The sequence below is a fragment of the Pseudomonas sp. M47T1 genome (genome assembly GCF_000263855.1).
GTDB lineage: Bacteria > Pseudomonadota > Gammaproteobacteria > Pseudomonadales > Pseudomonadaceae > Aquipseudomonas.
Genome location: NZ_AJWX01000002.1, coordinates 1 through 14,247, shown reverse-complemented (window position 1 = coordinate 14,247; position 14,247 = coordinate 1). Strand labels below are relative to the sequence as shown.

The 14,247-nt window shown below is 61.5% G+C and carries 19 protein-coding genes; 10 read left to right on the top strand and 9 right to left on the bottom strand.

The genetic code is table 11. The features are described from left to right. Positions 1 to 3 precede the first annotated feature (3 nt). The 9 genes from hisD to PMM47T1_RS01995 form a co-directional block, all read right to left on the bottom strand. On the bottom strand, positions 4 to 1,332 hold the full coding sequence (gene hisD, locus PMM47T1_RS02035; protein ID WP_008365341.1) for a histidinol dehydrogenase: 1,329 nt from the start codon (positions 1,330 to 1,332) through the stop codon (positions 4 to 6). A gap of 139 nt (positions 1,333 to 1,471) precedes the next feature. Continuing rightward, the gene (gene hisG, locus PMM47T1_RS02030) at positions 1,472 to 2,107 is read right to left on the bottom strand and encodes an ATP phosphoribosyltransferase (RefSeq protein WP_008365338.1); all 636 of its coding nucleotides are present in this window, start codon (positions 2,105 to 2,107) and stop codon (positions 1,472 to 1,474) included. A gap of 119 nt (positions 2,108 to 2,226) precedes the next feature. Further along, the gene (gene murA / locus PMM47T1_RS02025) at positions 2,227 to 3,492 is read right to left on the bottom strand and encodes a UDP-N-acetylglucosamine 1-carboxyvinyltransferase (protein WP_008365337.1); all 1,266 of its coding nucleotides are present in this window, start codon (positions 3,490 to 3,492) and stop codon (positions 2,227 to 2,229) included. A gap of 22 nt (positions 3,493 to 3,514) precedes the next feature. Next, the gene (locus tag PMM47T1_RS02020) at positions 3,515 to 3,754 is read right to left on the bottom strand and encodes a BolA family protein (RefSeq protein WP_008365335.1); all 240 of its coding nucleotides are present in this window, start codon (positions 3,752 to 3,754) and stop codon (positions 3,515 to 3,517) included. A 120-nt stretch (positions 3,755 to 3,874) separates the two neighbouring features. Continuing rightward, entirely contained in the window at positions 3,875 to 4,180 is a 306-nt protein-coding gene (locus tag PMM47T1_RS02015; RefSeq protein ID WP_008365333.1) for an STAS domain-containing protein, read from the bottom strand. Next, complete coding sequence (locus PMM47T1_RS02010) at positions 4,177 to 4,827, bottom strand: MlaC/ttg2D family ABC transporter substrate-binding protein (protein WP_008365331.1); 651 nt, start codon at positions 4,825 to 4,827, stop codon at positions 4,177 to 4,179. Before PMM47T1_RS02010 ends, PMM47T1_RS02015 begins: the two co-directional genes overlap by 4 nt. An 11-nt stretch (positions 4,828 to 4,838) precedes the next feature. Next, entirely contained in the window at positions 4,839 to 5,306 is a 468-nt protein-coding gene (gene mlaD / locus PMM47T1_RS02005; RefSeq protein ID WP_008365329.1) for an outer membrane lipid asymmetry maintenance protein MlaD, read from the bottom strand. Further along, the gene (gene mlaE / locus PMM47T1_RS02000) at positions 5,306 to 6,103 is read right to left on the bottom strand and encodes a lipid asymmetry maintenance ABC transporter permease subunit MlaE (RefSeq protein ID WP_008365327.1); all 798 of its coding nucleotides are present in this window, start codon (positions 6,101 to 6,103) and stop codon (positions 5,306 to 5,308) included. The genes mlaD and mlaE overlap by 1 nt, the downstream gene beginning before the upstream one ends. Further along, positions 6,103 to 6,912, bottom strand: a complete 810-nt coding sequence (locus tag PMM47T1_RS01995; RefSeq protein WP_008365325.1) for an ATP-binding cassette domain-containing protein — start codon at positions 6,910 to 6,912, stop codon at positions 6,103 to 6,105. The genes mlaE and PMM47T1_RS01995 overlap by 1 nt, the downstream gene beginning before the upstream one ends. Before the next feature lie 231 nt (positions 6,913 to 7,143). On the opposite strand from PMM47T1_RS01995, the gene PMM47T1_RS01990 reads away from it, so the two are divergent. The 10 genes from PMM47T1_RS01990 to PMM47T1_RS01945 all read left to right on the top strand — a co-directional run bounded on the left by PMM47T1_RS01990 (position 7,144) and on the right by PMM47T1_RS01945 (position 14,215). Then, entirely contained in the window at positions 7,144 to 8,118 is a 975-nt protein-coding gene (locus PMM47T1_RS01990) for a KpsF/GutQ family sugar-phosphate isomerase (protein WP_008365323.1), read from the top strand. After that, positions 8,118 to 8,642: a KdsC family phosphatase gene (locus tag PMM47T1_RS01985; protein WP_008365320.1), complete on the top strand. Its 525-nt coding sequence runs from the start codon at positions 8,118 to 8,120 to the stop codon at positions 8,640 to 8,642. Before PMM47T1_RS01990 ends, PMM47T1_RS01985 begins: the two co-directional genes overlap by 1 nt. 8 nt (positions 8,643 to 8,650) lie before the next feature. Further along, positions 8,651 to 9,223, top strand: coding sequence for an LPS export ABC transporter periplasmic protein LptC (lptC, locus tag PMM47T1_RS01980; protein ID WP_008365319.1), 573 nt, complete (start codon positions 8,651 to 8,653; stop codon positions 9,221 to 9,223). Further along, positions 9,210 to 9,752 (top strand): lipopolysaccharide transport periplasmic protein LptA, encoded by a 543-nt coding sequence (gene lptA, locus PMM47T1_RS01975; RefSeq protein ID WP_043300629.1) that lies wholly within the window; start codon positions 9,210 to 9,212, stop codon positions 9,750 to 9,752. Before lptC ends, lptA begins: the two co-directional genes overlap by 14 nt. Then, complete coding sequence (gene lptB / locus PMM47T1_RS01970) at positions 9,752 to 10,477, top strand: LPS export ABC transporter ATP-binding protein (protein ID WP_008365315.1); 726 nt, start codon at positions 9,752 to 9,754, stop codon at positions 10,475 to 10,477. The genes lptA and lptB overlap by 1 nt, the downstream gene beginning before the upstream one ends. 192 nt (positions 10,478 to 10,669) lie before the next feature. After that, positions 10,670 to 12,166, top strand: a complete 1,497-nt coding sequence (locus PMM47T1_RS01965) for an RNA polymerase factor sigma-54 (RefSeq protein WP_008365314.1) — start codon at positions 10,670 to 10,672, stop codon at positions 12,164 to 12,166. Positions 12,167 to 12,277: 111 nt separating this feature from the next. After that, positions 12,278 to 12,586, top strand: a complete 309-nt coding sequence (hpf, locus tag PMM47T1_RS01960; RefSeq protein ID WP_008365312.1) for a ribosome hibernation-promoting factor, HPF/YfiA family — start codon at positions 12,278 to 12,280, stop codon at positions 12,584 to 12,586. Positions 12,587 to 12,598: 12 nt separating this feature from the next. Then, entirely contained in the window at positions 12,599 to 13,063 is a 465-nt protein-coding gene (gene ptsN, locus PMM47T1_RS01955; protein WP_008365310.1) for a PTS IIA-like nitrogen regulatory protein PtsN, read from the top strand. Between the two features lie 2 nt (positions 13,064 to 13,065). Beyond that, on the top strand, positions 13,066 to 13,923 hold the full coding sequence (gene rapZ, locus PMM47T1_RS01950) for an RNase adapter RapZ (RefSeq protein WP_008365308.1): 858 nt from the start codon (positions 13,066 to 13,068) through the stop codon (positions 13,921 to 13,923). A gap of 16 nt (positions 13,924 to 13,939) precedes the next feature. Continuing rightward, positions 13,940 to 14,215 carry an HPr family phosphocarrier protein gene (locus PMM47T1_RS01945; RefSeq protein WP_008365306.1) on the top strand — a complete coding sequence of 92 codons (276 nt, stop codon included), beginning with the start codon at positions 13,940 to 13,942 and terminating at the stop codon, positions 14,213 to 14,215. Positions 14,216 to 14,247: the final 32 nt, after the last annotated feature.

Sequence of the window (14,247 nt, the reverse complement as noted above, 5' to 3'; positions counted from 1 at the left end):
GTTTCAGTTCCCCTGCTTGTCGTCGGCGAGAATGCGGTATTCGGCACTGCGGGCGTGCGCGCTGAGCGACTCGCCACGGGCCAGGATCGAAGCGGTCTTGCCCAGCTCGGAGGCACCCTGCTGCGAGCAGAAGATGATCGACGAGCGCTTCTGGAAGTCGTACACACCCAGGGGCGAGGAGAAGCGCGCGGTACCGGAGGTCGGCAGCACGTGGTTGGGGCCTGCGCAATAGTCACCCAGCGCTTCGCTGGTGTGGCGGCCCATGAAGATCGCGCCGGCGTGGCGGATCTTCGGCAACCAGGCCTGCGGGTCGGCCACCGACAGCTCCAGGTGTTCCGGGGCGATGCGGTTGGCCACTTCGATGGCCTGGTCCATGTCGCGCACGTGAATCAGCGCGCCACGGCCGTTGATCGACGTGTTGATGATCTCGGCACGGTCCATGGTGGGTAGCAGCTTGTCGATGCTGGCCGCTACCTTGTCCAGGAATGCGGCGTCGGGGCTGACCAGGATGGCCTGGGCGTCTTCATCGTGCTCGGCCTGGGAAAACAGGTCCATGGCAATCCAGTCCGGGTCGGTCTCGCCGTCGCATACCACGAGGATTTCCGAAGGGCCGGCGATCATGTCGATGCCCACCTGGCCGAACACGTGGCGCTTGGCGGTGGCGACGTAGATGTTGCCCGGGCCGACCACTTTGTCTACCTGGGGCACGCTCTGGGTACCGTAGGCCAGCGCGGCCACGGCCTGGGCGCCACCGATGGTGAACACCCGGTCGACACCGGCAATGCAGGCGGCGGCCAGCACCAGTTCATTCACTTCACCGCGCGGGGTGGGCACCACCATGACCACTTCGGTCACGCCGGCCACCTTTGCGGGGATGGCGTTCATCAGCACAGACGAGGGGTACGACGCCTTGCCGCCCGGCACGTACAGGCCGGCCCGGTCCAGCGGGGTGACCTTCTGGCCCAGCACGGTGCCGTCGGCTTCGGTGTAGCTCCAGGACTCCTGCTTCTGCTTTTCGTGGTAGCTGCGCACGCGCCCGGCGGCTTTTTCCAGCGCCTCGCGCTGTGGCGCGGTGATGCGGGTCAGGGCCAGCTCCAGGCGTTCGCGGCCCAGGATCAGCTCGGCCATGGAGGCCACCTGCATGTTGTCGAAACGGTTGGTGAACTCCACCAGCGCGTCGTCACCGCGCTCACGCACGGCCTTGATGATATCGAGCACACGCTGGTTGACCGATTCGTCGGACACGCTTTCCCAGCTCAGCAGATGATCCAGATGGCGCGCGAAGTCCGGATCAGTGGCGTCGAGTCGGCGAATTGCAGTGGACGTGGTCATAGCGGGCCTCAATAGTTGGCGAATGCTGAAAAATAGCAAATCTCAGGCGCCGCTAGACTACCAAGCCATCCGCGTGGGCACCTGAGAATTCTGGCTATGACACGGATAGATGGGCGCGGCTCAAGGCCGCGCGAGTGGATCAGCCGCGGTGTCGCGACTCCACAGCCTTGCGCAGGGTATCGATCAGCGCCTGGATGCGGGCGTGCTGCATTTTCATCGATGCCTTGTTGACCACCAGACGCGAACTGATGTGTGCGATCAGCTCCTGGGGTTCCAGGCCGTTGGCGCGCAAGGTGTTGCCGGTGTCGACAACGTCGATGATCTTGTCGGCCAGGCCGATCAGCGGTGCCAGCTCCATGGAGCCGTACAGCTTGATGATGTCGACCTGACGGCCCTGTTCGGCGTAGTAACGCTTGGCCACGTTGACGAACTTGGTGGCCACGCGCAGGCGGCCCTTGGGCTCCACCGCGCCAATGGCACCGGCCGTCATCAGCTTGCACTTGGCAATCTGCAGGTCCAGCGGCTCATAGAGGCCCTGGCCGGTGTATTCCATGAGCACGTCCTTGCCGGCTACGCCGAGGTCGGCCGCGCCATGCTCGACGTAAGTCGGCACGTCGGTAGCCCGCACAATCAGCAGGCGTACGTCGTCCTGGGTCGTGGGGATGATCAGCTTGCGGCTTTTATCCGGATTCTCGGTGGGCACAATGCCCGCCTCTGCCAGCAGAGGCAGGGTGTCATCGAGAATGCGGCCCTTGGACAGCGCGATGGTCAACATGGAAAACGTCTTTCCTTAATCAGGATTGTGCCCGGTCGCAATCGGCGCCGGGCCACTGCCGAACCCCAAGGGCCCGGCTGGACAGATTCATGGGGCGCATCCTTGCGCCCGAAAGCAGGTTAGCCCGGCACGCGACGAATTTTCGCGCCCAGCATCTGCAGTTTTTCCTCAATGCACTCGTAACCACGGTCGATGTGGTAGATGCGGTCGATCAGGGTGTCACCCTCGGCTACCAACGCCGAGATCACCAGGCTGGCCGAAGCACGCAGGTCGGTGGCCATGACTGGCGCGCCCTTGAGCTTTTCGGTACCGGTGACAATGGCAGTGTTGCCCTCGACCTGGATGTGTGCGCCCATGCGGTGCATTTCGTACACGTGCATGAAGCGGTTTTCGAAGATGGTCTCGATCACCGCGCCAGTGCCTTCGGCAATGGCGTTCAGGGAGATGAACTGCGCCTGCATGTCGGTGGGGAACGCCGGGTACGGCGCGGTGCGCACGTTGACGGCCTTTGGACGCTTGCCATGCATGTTCAGCTCGATCCAGTCCTCACCGGTGGTGATTTCCGCGCCCGACTCCTTCAGCTTTTCCAGCACCGCTTCCAGAATGGTCGGATCGGTGTCCTTGACCTTGACGCGGCCGCCAGTGGCAGCGGCGGCAACCAGGTAGGTACCGGTCTCGATGCGGTCCGGCATGACCTTGTAGGTCGCCGAATCCAGACGTTTCACGCCATCAATGGTGATGGTGTCGGTGCCGGCGCCGTGAATCTTGGCACCCATGGCGATCAGGAAGTTGGCAAGGTCCACCACTTCCGGCTCGCGCGCGGCGTTCTGCAGCACACTGCGGCCGTTGGCCAGGGCCGCGGCCATCATGATGTTCTCGGTACCGGTAACACTCACGGTGTCGAAGAAGAAGTTCGCACCGCGCAGGCCGCCTTCCGGCGCCTTGGCCTTGATGTAGCCGCCTTCAACGTCGATGACCGCGCCCATGGCTTCCAGGCCACGGATGTGCAGGTCCACCGGACGCGAACCGATGGCGCAACCGCCAGGCAGGGCCACTTCGGCCTCACCGAAACGGGCAACCATGGGGCCCAGCACCAGGATCGAGGCGCGCATGGTTTTCACCAGTTCGTACGGCGCGATCAGAGTCTTGATGGTGCGTGGGTCGATTTCGACGGAAAGCTTCTCGTCGATCACAGGCTCAATGCCCATGCGGCCGAACAGCTCGATCATCGTGGTGATGTCGTGCAGGTGCGGCAGGTTGGCGACGGTAACCGGGCCATCGGCCAGCAGCGTTGCAGCGAGAATCGGCAGGGCAGAGTTCTTTGCCCCGGAAATGCGGATTTCGCCATCAAGACGAACGCCGCCAGTAATAATCAGTTTGTCCATTAGAATCTCGACGCCCTTAGGCTCAGGTGCGCTCAGCCCAGGCTGCGCTGCTGAAAAATTTCATTGTGACCGCATGGATGCTGCCATCGACGATCCAGGGATTGAGATGAGCATAGATCTGCTGTTGACGCTTGACCGGACTCAGCGCGGCCAGCTCATCGCTGATGACGTTCAATTGGAAGTTGCAGCCTTCGCCTTCAACTTCGACCTGGACATTTGCCAGTTTTTCTTCAAGAAAACGCTTAACTTCTATGGCCTGCATGCTCAACCTCGATCGGCGCCCTGTGCGCGCGGGTCGGCCATCATACAAAAAAAGCCCCTCGCCTGCGAACCCCGGATACGAGGACTCTGACGGAGGGGCTTGTTCATTGTGCCTGATTGTTCACGCCGCGGACAAAATCCCGCTCATTTGGCACACTTCGGCGATCTGTTGCATGTCCTGCGGCAGGCCCTGGAACATCAGGGTCTTGCCGCTGGCAAGGGCATCGCGCTTGAGGCACAGCAGCAGGGACAGGCCCACGCTGCTGGACTTGACCACGCCCGAGCAGTCCAGCACCAGGGCATTGCCCGGGCTGGCCTTGACCAGCGCCTGGCCCTGCTTGCGCAAGGCCGCGCCGTTGCTGTAGTCGAGCACACCGGCCAGCAGCAACTCGCCGCCGGCGCCCTGGCTGATGGCGGCGTCGGTCATTGGTCGGCCTTGTCGGCACCAGTGCCCTTGTCGGCCTTGGCCTTGGCCACTTCGCCGGCCCAGCCGTCGATTGTCTTGTCCAGGTTGTTGCCGTTGCGCTGCATGGCATCGGCGAACTGGTCACGGAACAGCTTGCCGATGTTGATGCCGTTGACGATGACGTTACGCACTTTCCATTCGCCGTTCAGCTTCACCAAGGTGTACTGCACGGGGTAGACAGCGCCGCTGTCGCCTTTCACGGTCATGTCAACGCTGGTGCGGTCACCTTCGTCACCCTTGGCAGGGCCCACGGTAATGCCCTGGTTGTTGTATTCCAGCAAGGCGTTGCCATAGAACTGCATCAGGCCACGCTTGAAGTTGTCCTGAAAACGCTTCAGTTGGTCCGCCGTGGCGTTGCGCGAGTACTTGACGGTCATGATGCTCTTGGAGATACCGTCGGCATCGACCACCGGGCCGATGATGTTGTTCAGCGCATCATAGAACTTGGTAGGGTCAGCCTTGTATTGCGCCTTGTTCGCTGCCAGGTCGGCCAGCAGTTCCTTGGTGGTGCGATCCACCAGGTCATGGGCGGATTGGTCGGCAGCATTGGCCAGCAGCGGCATGCAGGCCAGCAGTACGAGCAGGCCACGTCGCAGGATGGTCATCATGAAGTAACTCCTCATTTGGCGTCTTTATTAACGGTATTGAGCAGGAATTTGCCGATCAGATCTTCCAGTACAAGGGACGACTGGGTGTCATGAATGGTTCCGCCGTCCTTGAGCAGGGTGTCTTCGCCACCCACGCTCAGGCCGACGTATTTTTCGCCCAGCAGGCCCGCGGTGAGGATAGAAGCCGTGGAGTCGGTTGGCAGGTTGTTCACCTTCTTGTCGATCTGCATGGTCACCCGGCCGGTGAAGTTGTCACGGTCCAGGTCGATGGCGGTGACCTTGCCCACGGTGACGCCAGCCATGGTGACCTTGGCGCGCACGGTCAGGCCGGCGATGTTGTCGAAGTAGGCGTACAGCTTGTAAGTGTCGGTTGCGGAACTGGTCGACAGACCACTGACGCGAAGGGCCAGCAGAATCAATGCCAGAATCCCGGCCAGCAGAAACATGCCGACACCGATTTCCAGGGTGCGGTTTTGCATCAGAAATCTCCAAACATCAAAGCGGTCAGAATAAAGTCCAGGCCCAGGATGGCCAGCGAGGCGTACACCACGGTCTTGGTGGTGGCACGGCTGATCCCCTCGGAAGTGGGCTCGCAGTCGTACCCCTGAAACACGGCGATCCACGTCACGACGAAAGCGAACACAATGCTCTTGATCACGCCGTTGATGACATCGTCGGTGAAGTTGACACTGTTCTGCATGTTGGCCCAGAACGAGCCGTCATACACGCCCAGCCAGTCGATGGCCACCCAGGAGCCGCCCCAGATACCGACGACGCTGAAGATGATGGCCAGAATAGGCAAGGAAATGAAACCTGCCCACAGGCGCGGCGCAGCAATGTACTTGAGCGGGTCGACGCCAATCATTTCCAGGCTCGACAGCTGCTCGGTGGACTTCATGTTGCCGATCTCGGCGGTCAGCGCAGAACCTGCACGCCCGGCGAACAGCAAGGCAGTGACCACCGGCCCCAGCTCGCGCAGCAGCGTCAGGGCAACCATCTGCCCCACTGCCTGTTCGGAGCCGTACTTGGTGAGGATGCTGAAGCCCTGCAGGGCCAGCACCATGCCGATGAACATGCCCGACACGACGATGATCAGCAGCGACATGACGCCAACCGAATAGAGCTGCTTGACCAGCAGCGCAAAACCGCCGCCGACACCACGGCGCCCGACCAGTGCATGCATCAGGAACAGCCCGGAGCGCCCCAGCACTGCCACCATGTCGATGGCCGCGCGGCCAAACAGGCGAATGCGTTCCAGTAGTGATTTCTTGCGCATCAGCGCGTCCCCAGAAGATCGGCGCGGTAATCCGGCGCCGGGAAATGGAAAGGTACCGGCCCGTCGGGGTCGCCTTTCATGAATTGACGGATTCGCGGGTTATCGGCCGCCATCAGTTCCTGCGGCGTGCCCTGCCCCAGCACCTGGCCATCGCCCACCACGTAAATGTAGTCGGCAATGCTGGCGGTTTCGGCGAGGTCGTGGGACACCACGATGCTGGTAATGCCCAGGGCATCGTTGAGCAGGCGAATAAGGCGCACCAACACGCCCATGGCGATAGGGTCCTGGCCGACGAACGGCTCGTCGTACATGAGGATCTGCGGGTCCATGGCGATGGCGCGCGCCAATGCCACGCGGCGCTTCATGCCGCCGGACAGCTCGTCGGGCATCAGTTCCACCGCACCGCGCAGGCCAACGGCCTGCAACTTCATGAGCACGATGTCGCGGATCATCTCGTCGGGCAGGTCGGTGTGCACGCGCAGCGGGAACGCCACGTTCTCGAACACGTCGAGGTCGGTGAACAGTGCGCCGCTCTGGAACAACACGCCCATGTGCTTGCGGGCGTCGAACAGATCGCTGCGCGACAGGGTCGGCAGGTTCTGCCCATTGACCCACACTTCGCCGGCGCCGGGGCGCAACTGTGCGCCCATCAGGCGCAGCAGGGTGGTCTTGCCGCAGCCGGAAGGTCCCATGATGCCGGTGACCTTGCCTCGTGGAATGCGGATATCGACATTGTTGAAAATACTCCGCGAGCCCCGCTTGAAGGAGACGCCCTTCAGCTCGACCGCGTAGTCATTATCGGCACTCATCTAAACTCCTTGCGATGCAGCCTGTCCTCGGACGCTTCCCCCCGTCACGAAGACACGCGCGCTTCTGGCGGGCCAACTGGCGGCGAACTATATCACCCATGACACACGCGCCCCAAGGCTGTTGCACGGGTCATTCAGCAACAAGACATTTAAAGGATGACGATCGAACGTGAGGGTTTCGATCAATACGGCTATAATCGCCGCCTTTTCATCAGGCAATACGTTTCCGACATGAGCCAATCCAGCGACCTGATCCAATCGGCACACCGCACAATCCGCCTCGAACTCGAAGCGGTAGAGGGTTTGCTGGCCCATATCAATGCTGATTTCGTCCGCGCCTGCGAGATGATCCTGGCCAGCAAGGGCCGCGTTGTGGTGGTGGGCATGGGCAAGTCCGGGCACATCGGCAACAAGATCGCCGCCACCCTGGCGAGCACCGGCACCACCGCGTTCTTCGTGCACCCGGCCGAGGCCAGCCATGGCGACATGGGCATGATCACCCGCGACGATATCATTCTGGCGCTGTCCAACTCCGGGTCCACCGCGGAAATCGTCACCCTGTTGCCGTTGATCAAGCGCTTGGGCATCCAGCTCATCAGCCTGACCGGCAACCCCGACTCGCCGCTGGCCAAGGCCGCCGAAGTCAACCTGGACGCCCGCGTGGCCCACGAGGCGTGCCCGCTGAACCTGGCACCCACCTCCTCCACCACGGCCGCGCTGGTACTGGGCGACGCCCTGGCCATTGCCCTGTTGGAGGCTCGCGGCTTCACCGCGGAGGACTTCGCCTTCTCGCACCCCGGCGGTGCCCTGGGCCGGCGCCTGCTGCTCAAGGTAGAAAACGTGATGCACGCCGGCGACGAATTGCCGCAGGTGGTACGTGGCACCCTGCTCAAGGACGCGCTCATGGAAATGACTCGCAAGGGCCTGGGCATGACGGTGGTACTGGAAGATGACGGACGCCTGGCCGGGATCTTCACCGACGGCGACCTGCGCCGCACCCTGGACCGTACCATCGACGTGCACAGCGCGCACATCGAGGAAGTGATGACGCCGCACGGCAAGACCGCTCGCGCCGAGATGCTCGCCGCCGAAGCACTGAAGATCATGGAAGACCACAAGATCAGTGCGCTGGTGGTGGTCGACAAGGATGACCGCCCGGTGGGCGCCCTGAACATGCACGACCTGTTGCGTGCGGGAGTGATGTAATGACCCAGGACCTTCTGCAACGCGGCAAGGCCGTGAAACTGGCGGTGTTCGACGTAGACGGCGTGCTGACCGACGGGCGCCTGTACTTCTGTGAAGACGGCAGCGAGATCAAGACCTTCAGCACCCTGGATGGCCAAGGCATCAAGATGCTGATCAATTCCGGGGTGGCCACTGCAATCATCACCGGCCGCAAGAACCCCATCGTCGAGCGCAGGGCCAAGAGCCTGGGCATTGCCCACCTGTACCAGGGCCGCGAAGACAAATTGGTGGCGCTGGACGACCTTCTGGCCCAACTGGGCCTAAGCTATGAACAGGTAGCCTACCTGGGCGATGACCTCCCGGACCTGGCCCCTATTCGCCGCGTCGGCCTGGGTATGGCCGTGGCCAACGCCGTGCCGTTTGTGCGCGAACACGCCCACGGCGTCACCCAGGCCCGTGGCGGCGAGGGTGCCGCCCGCGAGTTCTGCGAGCTGATCCTGCGTGCCCAAGGCAACCTCGAAGCGGCCCTGGCCGCCTATTTATAGAGTTTCCCATGCCGAGCAAAAAACTGCGCAATCTCTTGATGTTCTGCGTGATCGTGGCGATCTTCGTCTCGGTCGGCTATTGGAACATCAACCCTGAAACCTTCCTCGAGAAGCCGGCTGCGGCAATCGACGACACGGCCATCGACTATTACGCTATCAACGCCCACGCCGTGCAGTTCCTGCCCGACGGCGGCGTGCAGTACCGCATGACCGGCGACAGGGTCGACCACATGCAGGCCAGCCAGATCACCAAGGTGGTGAACCCGGACATGAACCTGTACCGCGGTACCGTGTACCCATGGCACGTGACCAGTGACCACGGCGAAGTGAACCCCGACGGCACCCAGGTGGAGCTTATCGACAACGTTCGCATCGCCCGCACTGACCAGAAAGACCGGCCTACGCTGATCACCAGCACGCGCATGACGGTATTCCCACAACAGCAATATGCGCAGACAGACCGAGACGTTAGAATCGACGGCGCCGGTGGCGTCTCTACGGGCAAGGGCATGAAGGCATATTTGAAAGACAGCAAGATCAACTTGCTGTCAAACGTAAGAGGACTGTATGAGGCTCGTTAAAACCCTCCCTTTATTGCTCTCCCTGGGCTCTGCACTGGGGAGCGTTAGCGCCTGGGCACTGCCGACGGATCGCGACCAGCCTATCCACATCCAGTCCGACGACGCACAACTGGACGACAAGCAGGGCGTGGCTGTCTACAAGGGCAATGTGATCATTACCCAGGGCACCATGAAGATCACGGGTAACACCGTGACCATCACCCGCAACGCGCAGGGCGACGTGGACACCTTCACCTCCGTGGGCAACCTTGCCTACTACGAGCAGAAGCCGGCCATCGACAAGCCCATCGTGCAAGGCTGGGGCAAGACCATCCAGTATCAGTCGGCGCTGAACCACATCACCCTGATCGACCAGGCCAAGGTGGTGAACGACGGCAACACGTCGGAAGGCGAGAAGATCATCTACGATACCGTCAAGCAGGTCGTCAACGCCGGCCGTGCCAATGGCACCAAGATCACCGCGCCGCGTCCACGGATCGACATGGTCATCCAGCCGAAAAGCAAAACCGACCAGCAGCAGGGCAAGTAATGGCTATCCTCAAAGCCCAGCACCTGGCCAAGGCCTACAAGGGCCGGCAAGTGGTGCGTGACGTCAGCATATCCATCGAGAGTGGGCAGATCGTCGGCCTGCTGGGCCCTAACGGCGCTGGCAAGACCACCTGTTTCTACATGATCGTGGGCCTGGTGCGGGCCGATCAGGGCCGCGTGCTGATCGACGACCTGGACGTCAGCCACCAGCCGATGCACGGCCGGGCGCGTTCAGGTATCGGTTACCTGCCGCAAGAAGCGTCGATCTTCCGCAAACTGTCGGTATCGGACAACATCATGGCCATTCTCGAGACCCGCAAGGAACTCGACAAGGCGGGTCGCGTGAAGGAACTGGAAAGCCTGCTGCAGGAATTTCACATCACTCACATTCGCGACAACCTGGGCATGAGCCTGTCCGGCGGCGAGCGTCGCCGGGTGGAAATCGCCCGCGCGCTGGCCACCGCACCCAAGTTCATCCTGCTCGACGAACCGTTCGCCGGTGTCGACCCGATCTCGGTCGGCGACATCAAGCAGATCATCCACCACCTCAAGAACAAGGGCATCGGCGTACTGATCACCGACCACAACGTTCGCGAGACGCTGGATATCTGTGAAACCGCTTACATCGTCAACGATGGCCAACTGATCGCCGAGGGCGACGCTGAAACCATCCTGGCAAACCAGCTGGTGAAAGAGGTTTACCTCGGTCACGAGTTCCGCCTGTAACCGGCGAGGTGTTTGGCTGATTGCCGAGCCTGCCGCAACTTTTTTAGCCCCATTCGGGGTTTTATTGCGGCATCGCTCTAGGCAAACACTTCAGTTTCAGGCATATAATTTGCTTACGACAAAAGCCGAGAGCCTCGGCGCCCTGTAGTGGATGGCGCTCTGCGCCGGCGAATAAGGTGTTAAGCCCCTGCCATGAAACCATCGCTCGTCCTAAGAATGGGCCAGCAACTGACGATGACACCGCAGTTGCAACAGGCCATCCGCCTCCTCCAGCTCTCTACCCTGGACCTCCAACAGGAAATCCAGGAAGCCCTGGAATCCAACCCGATGCTCGAGCGCCAGGAAGAGGGCGACGACTTCGACAACAGTGACCCCATGGCCGACAACGTCGAGCAGAAGGCCACTGTGGAAATCCAGGAACCGAGCTATCAGGAAACCTCGGCACCCACCGTCGACAACCTCGAAGACGGCGAATGGAGCGAACGCATTCCCAATGAGCTTCCCGTGGACACCGCGTGGGAAGACATCTACCAGACCAGCGCCAGCAGCCTGCCCAGCAACGATGACGACGAATGGGACTTCACCACCCGCACGTCGGCCGGCGAAAGCCTGCAAAGCCATTTGCTGTGGCAACTCAACCTGGCGCCCATGTCCGACACCGATCGCCTCATCGCGGTCACCCTGATCGACTGCATCAACAACCAGGGCTACCTGGACGAGACCCTGCAGGAGATCTGCGACTCGTTCGACCCGGAACTGGACATCGAGCTCGACGAAATCGAAGCCGTGCTGCACCGCATCCAGCAGTTCGAGCCCGCCGGCATCGGTGCCCGCAACCTCAGCGAATGCCTGCTGCTGCAATTGCGCCAGATGCCCGCCAAGACCCCGTGGCTCAACGAAGCCCTGCGCCTGGTGGCCGACTACATCGACCTGCTGGGCAGCCGCGACTACAGCCAGCTGATGCGCCGCATGAAGCTCAAGGAAGACGAGCTGCGCCAGGTCATCGAACTGGTGCAGAGCCTCAACCCGCGCCCTGGCTCGCAGATCGAGTCCACCGAGGCCGAATACGTGGTGCCCGACGTGATCGTGCGCAAGGACAGCGAGCGATGGCTGGTTGAGCTGAACCAGGAGGCCGTGCCACGCCTGCGGGTCAATCCGCAATACGCCGGCTTCGTGCGCCGCGCCGACACCAGCGCCGACAACACCTTCATGCGCAACCAGTTGCAGGAAGCGCGCTGGTTCATCAAGAGCCTGCAAAGCCGCAACGAAACCTTGATGAAGGTGGCCAGCCAGATCGTCGAGCACCAGCGTGGTTTCCTCGACTATGGCGACGAAGCCATGAAACCGCTGGTGCTGCACGACATCGCCGAAGCGGTGGGCATGCATGAATCGACCATTTCGCGGGTGACCACGCAGAAATACATGCACACGCCGCGCGGCATCTACGAGCTGAAATACTTTTTTTCCAGCCACGTCAGCACCTCCGAGGGCGGTGAATGCTCGTCCACGGCGATTCGCGCGATCATCAAGAAACTGGTTGCGGCCGAAAATCAGAAAAAGCCATTGAGTGACAGCAAGATCGCTGGTTTACTGGAGGCACAAGGCATCCAGGTCGCCCGCCGCACTGTCGCCAAATACCGTGAATCCCTAGGGATCGCGCCGTCGAGCGAACGCAAGCGGCTGATGTGATCACTGGCAGCGCGAAAGCGCTGCCAGGCGGCGTACCGGATGTGCCACAGCGTTCCAGTGGCAGGTTATCCAACCTGTCTCTTTATGCACTGGCAATAAGGAGAAAGCGGTATGCAAGTCAACATCAGTGGACATCAACTGGTTGTGACCGACGCCATGCGCACTTACATCGGTGAGAAACTCGACCGATTGGAGCGCCATTTCGACAAGATCACCAACGTGCAGGTCATCATGGAGGTCGAGAAGCTGAAACAGAAAATCGAGGCCACCCTGCGCGTACCTGGCGGCGAGGTGGTGGCAAACGCGGAACATGACGACATGTACGCGGCCATCGACCTGCTGACCGACAAGCTTGACCGCCAACTCAAAAAGCATAAGGAAAAACAGCAGAGTCTGCTGCAAGGCGCGACTGCCCGCTGACACTCCCCACCCATGATCCGACTTGAACACATCCTGACCCCCGGCCGTTCCCTCGTGAACGCGCCGGGCGGCAGCAAGAAGAAAGTACTCGAACACATCGCCAACCTGATCGCCCGGGAAGTCCCGGGCCTTGAGATGCAGGTGGTGTTCGACAGCCTGATTGCGCGCGAAAAACTGGGCTCGACCGGCTTTGGCAATGGCATTGCCATTCCCCACTGCCGCCTGGCCGGCTGCAACACGCCGATCAGCGCCCTGCTGCACCTGGAGAACAAGATCGACTACGACGCCATTGATGGTGCGCCGGTGGACCTTGTCTTCGTGCTACTGGTACCCCAGGAAGCCACCAACGAACACCTGGCCCTGCTGAGCCAGATCGCTGGCATGCTCGACCGCGCCGACGTGCGCGAACGCCTGCGCGCGGCCCCCAGCAGCGAAGCCCTCTTTCAAGTGGTTCTGGACGAACAGAAAGGTCATTGACCATGCGCCTGATCATCGTCAGCGGCCGTTCCGGCTCGGGTAAAAGCACTGCGCTGGATGTGCTGGAAGACAACGGCTTCTATTGCATCGACAATCTGCCAGCCGGCCTGCTGCCCGAGCTGGCGGAACGCGCGCTGATCCACACCGAACTGGCCCAGCCGCTGGTGGCCGTGTCCATCGATGCCCGCAACCTCCCCAGCCACCTGTCACGCTTTCCGCAACTGTTGCAGGAACTGCGAGACAAGCATATTCAATGCGATGTGCTGTACCTGGACGCGGATGAGGAAACGCTGCTCAAGCGTTTCTCCGAGACCCGCCGGCGCCACCCGCTGAGCAGTGCCAACCGCTCGCTGGCCGAGGCCATTCGTGTTGAAAGCGATCTGCTCAGCCCGATTGCGGACCTGTCGGACCTCAAGGTCAACACCACTCACCTGAATCTCTACCAACTGCGCGACACCCTCAAGCTGCGCCTGCTGAACCAGCCCGAGCCGGGCACGGCCTTCTTGATCGAATCTTTCGGTTTCAAGCGCGGCATGCCGGTGGACGCCGACCTGGTGTTCGATGTGCGCTGCCTGCCCAACCCGTACTGGAAGCCTGAACTTCGCGACCATTCCGGGCTCGAACAACCGGTCATCGACTACCTGGCTGCCCAGCCGGACGTCGAAGATATGTACCAGGACGTCGCCAGCTACCTGCTCAAGTGGTTGCCGCGCTTCGCTGCCAGCAATCGCGCCTACGTCACCATTGCCATCGGCTGCACCGGCGGGCACCATCGTTCGGTCTACCTGACCGAGCGGCTGGGCCAGGCGCTGCAACAGGCGCTCAAGAATGTCCAGGTTCGCCACCGCGACCTCAGTTGAAAGGATCCCCACCGCGATGCCTGCTCGTGAAATCGAAATTATCAACAAACTTGGCCTGCATGCCCGCGCCGCGGCCAAGTTCGTCGGCGTCGCCGGTAGGTTCCCCGATTGCCAGGTGCGCATCGGCCGCAACCCTGAGAGCCTTATCGACGGCAAGAGCATCATGGCCGTGATGATGCTGGCCGCCGGCAAGGGTACCCTGGTGCACCTGATGACCGAAGGCCAGCAACAGGACGAAGCCATGGCAGCAATCGTGGAGCTGATCAACAACAAGTTCGACGAAGGCGAATAATCGCCCTGCCCGCCCAACAAAAAGCCGCGTAA

Excerpts from the sequence above, each read along its gene's own strand:
- hisD (WP_008365341.1), bottom strand. The coding sequence starts at position 1,332 with ATGACCACGTCCACTGCAATTCGCCGACTCGACGCCACTGATCCGGAC.
- PMM47T1_RS01965 (WP_008365314.1), top strand. The coding sequence starts at position 10,670 with ATGAAACCATCGCTCGTCCTAAGAATGGGCCAGCAACTGACGATGACA.
- murA (WP_008365337.1), bottom strand. The coding sequence starts at position 3,492 with ATGGACAAACTGATTATTACTGGCGGCGTTCGTCTTGATGGCGAAATC.
- lptA (WP_043300629.1), top strand. The coding sequence starts at position 9,210 with ATGAGGCTCGTTAAAACCCTCCCTTTATTGCTCTCCCTGGGCTCTGCA.
- PMM47T1_RS01990 (WP_008365323.1), top strand. The coding sequence starts at position 7,144 with ATGAGCCAATCCAGCGACCTGATCCAATCGGCACACCGCACAATCCGC.
- PMM47T1_RS02020 (WP_008365335.1), bottom strand. The coding sequence starts at position 3,754 with ATGCAGGCCATAGAAGTTAAGCGTTTTCTTGAAGAAAAACTGGCAAAT.
- PMM47T1_RS01945 (WP_008365306.1), top strand. The coding sequence starts at position 13,940 with ATGCCTGCTCGTGAAATCGAAATTATCAACAAACTTGGCCTGCATGCC.
- hisG (WP_008365338.1), bottom strand. The coding sequence starts at position 2,107 with ATGTTGACCATCGCGCTGTCCAAGGGCCGCATTCTCGATGACACCCTG.
- rapZ (WP_008365308.1), top strand. The coding sequence starts at position 13,066 with ATGCGCCTGATCATCGTCAGCGGCCGTTCCGGCTCGGGTAAAAGCACT.
- PMM47T1_RS01985 (WP_008365320.1), top strand. The coding sequence starts at position 8,118 with ATGACCCAGGACCTTCTGCAACGCGGCAAGGCCGTGAAACTGGCGGTG.
- PMM47T1_RS02010 (WP_008365331.1), bottom strand. The coding sequence starts at position 4,827 with ATGATGACCATCCTGCGACGTGGCCTGCTCGTACTGCTGGCCTGCATG.
- PMM47T1_RS02015 (WP_008365333.1), bottom strand. The coding sequence starts at position 4,180 with ATGACCGACGCCGCCATCAGCCAGGGCGCCGGCGGCGAGTTGCTGCTG.
- mlaE (WP_008365327.1), bottom strand. The coding sequence starts at position 6,103 with ATGCGCAAGAAATCACTACTGGAACGCATTCGCCTGTTTGGCCGCGCG.
- hpf (WP_008365312.1), top strand. The coding sequence starts at position 12,278 with ATGCAAGTCAACATCAGTGGACATCAACTGGTTGTGACCGACGCCATG.
- ptsN (WP_008365310.1), top strand. The coding sequence starts at position 12,599 with ATGATCCGACTTGAACACATCCTGACCCCCGGCCGTTCCCTCGTGAAC.
- lptC (WP_008365319.1), top strand. The coding sequence starts at position 8,651 with ATGCCGAGCAAAAAACTGCGCAATCTCTTGATGTTCTGCGTGATCGTG.
- PMM47T1_RS01995 (WP_008365325.1), bottom strand. The coding sequence starts at position 6,912 with ATGAGTGCCGATAATGACTACGCGGTCGAGCTGAAGGGCGTCTCCTTC.
- mlaD (WP_008365329.1), bottom strand. The coding sequence starts at position 5,306 with ATGCAAAACCGCACCCTGGAAATCGGTGTCGGCATGTTTCTGCTGGCC.
- lptB (WP_008365315.1), top strand. The coding sequence starts at position 9,752 with ATGGCTATCCTCAAAGCCCAGCACCTGGCCAAGGCCTACAAGGGCCGG.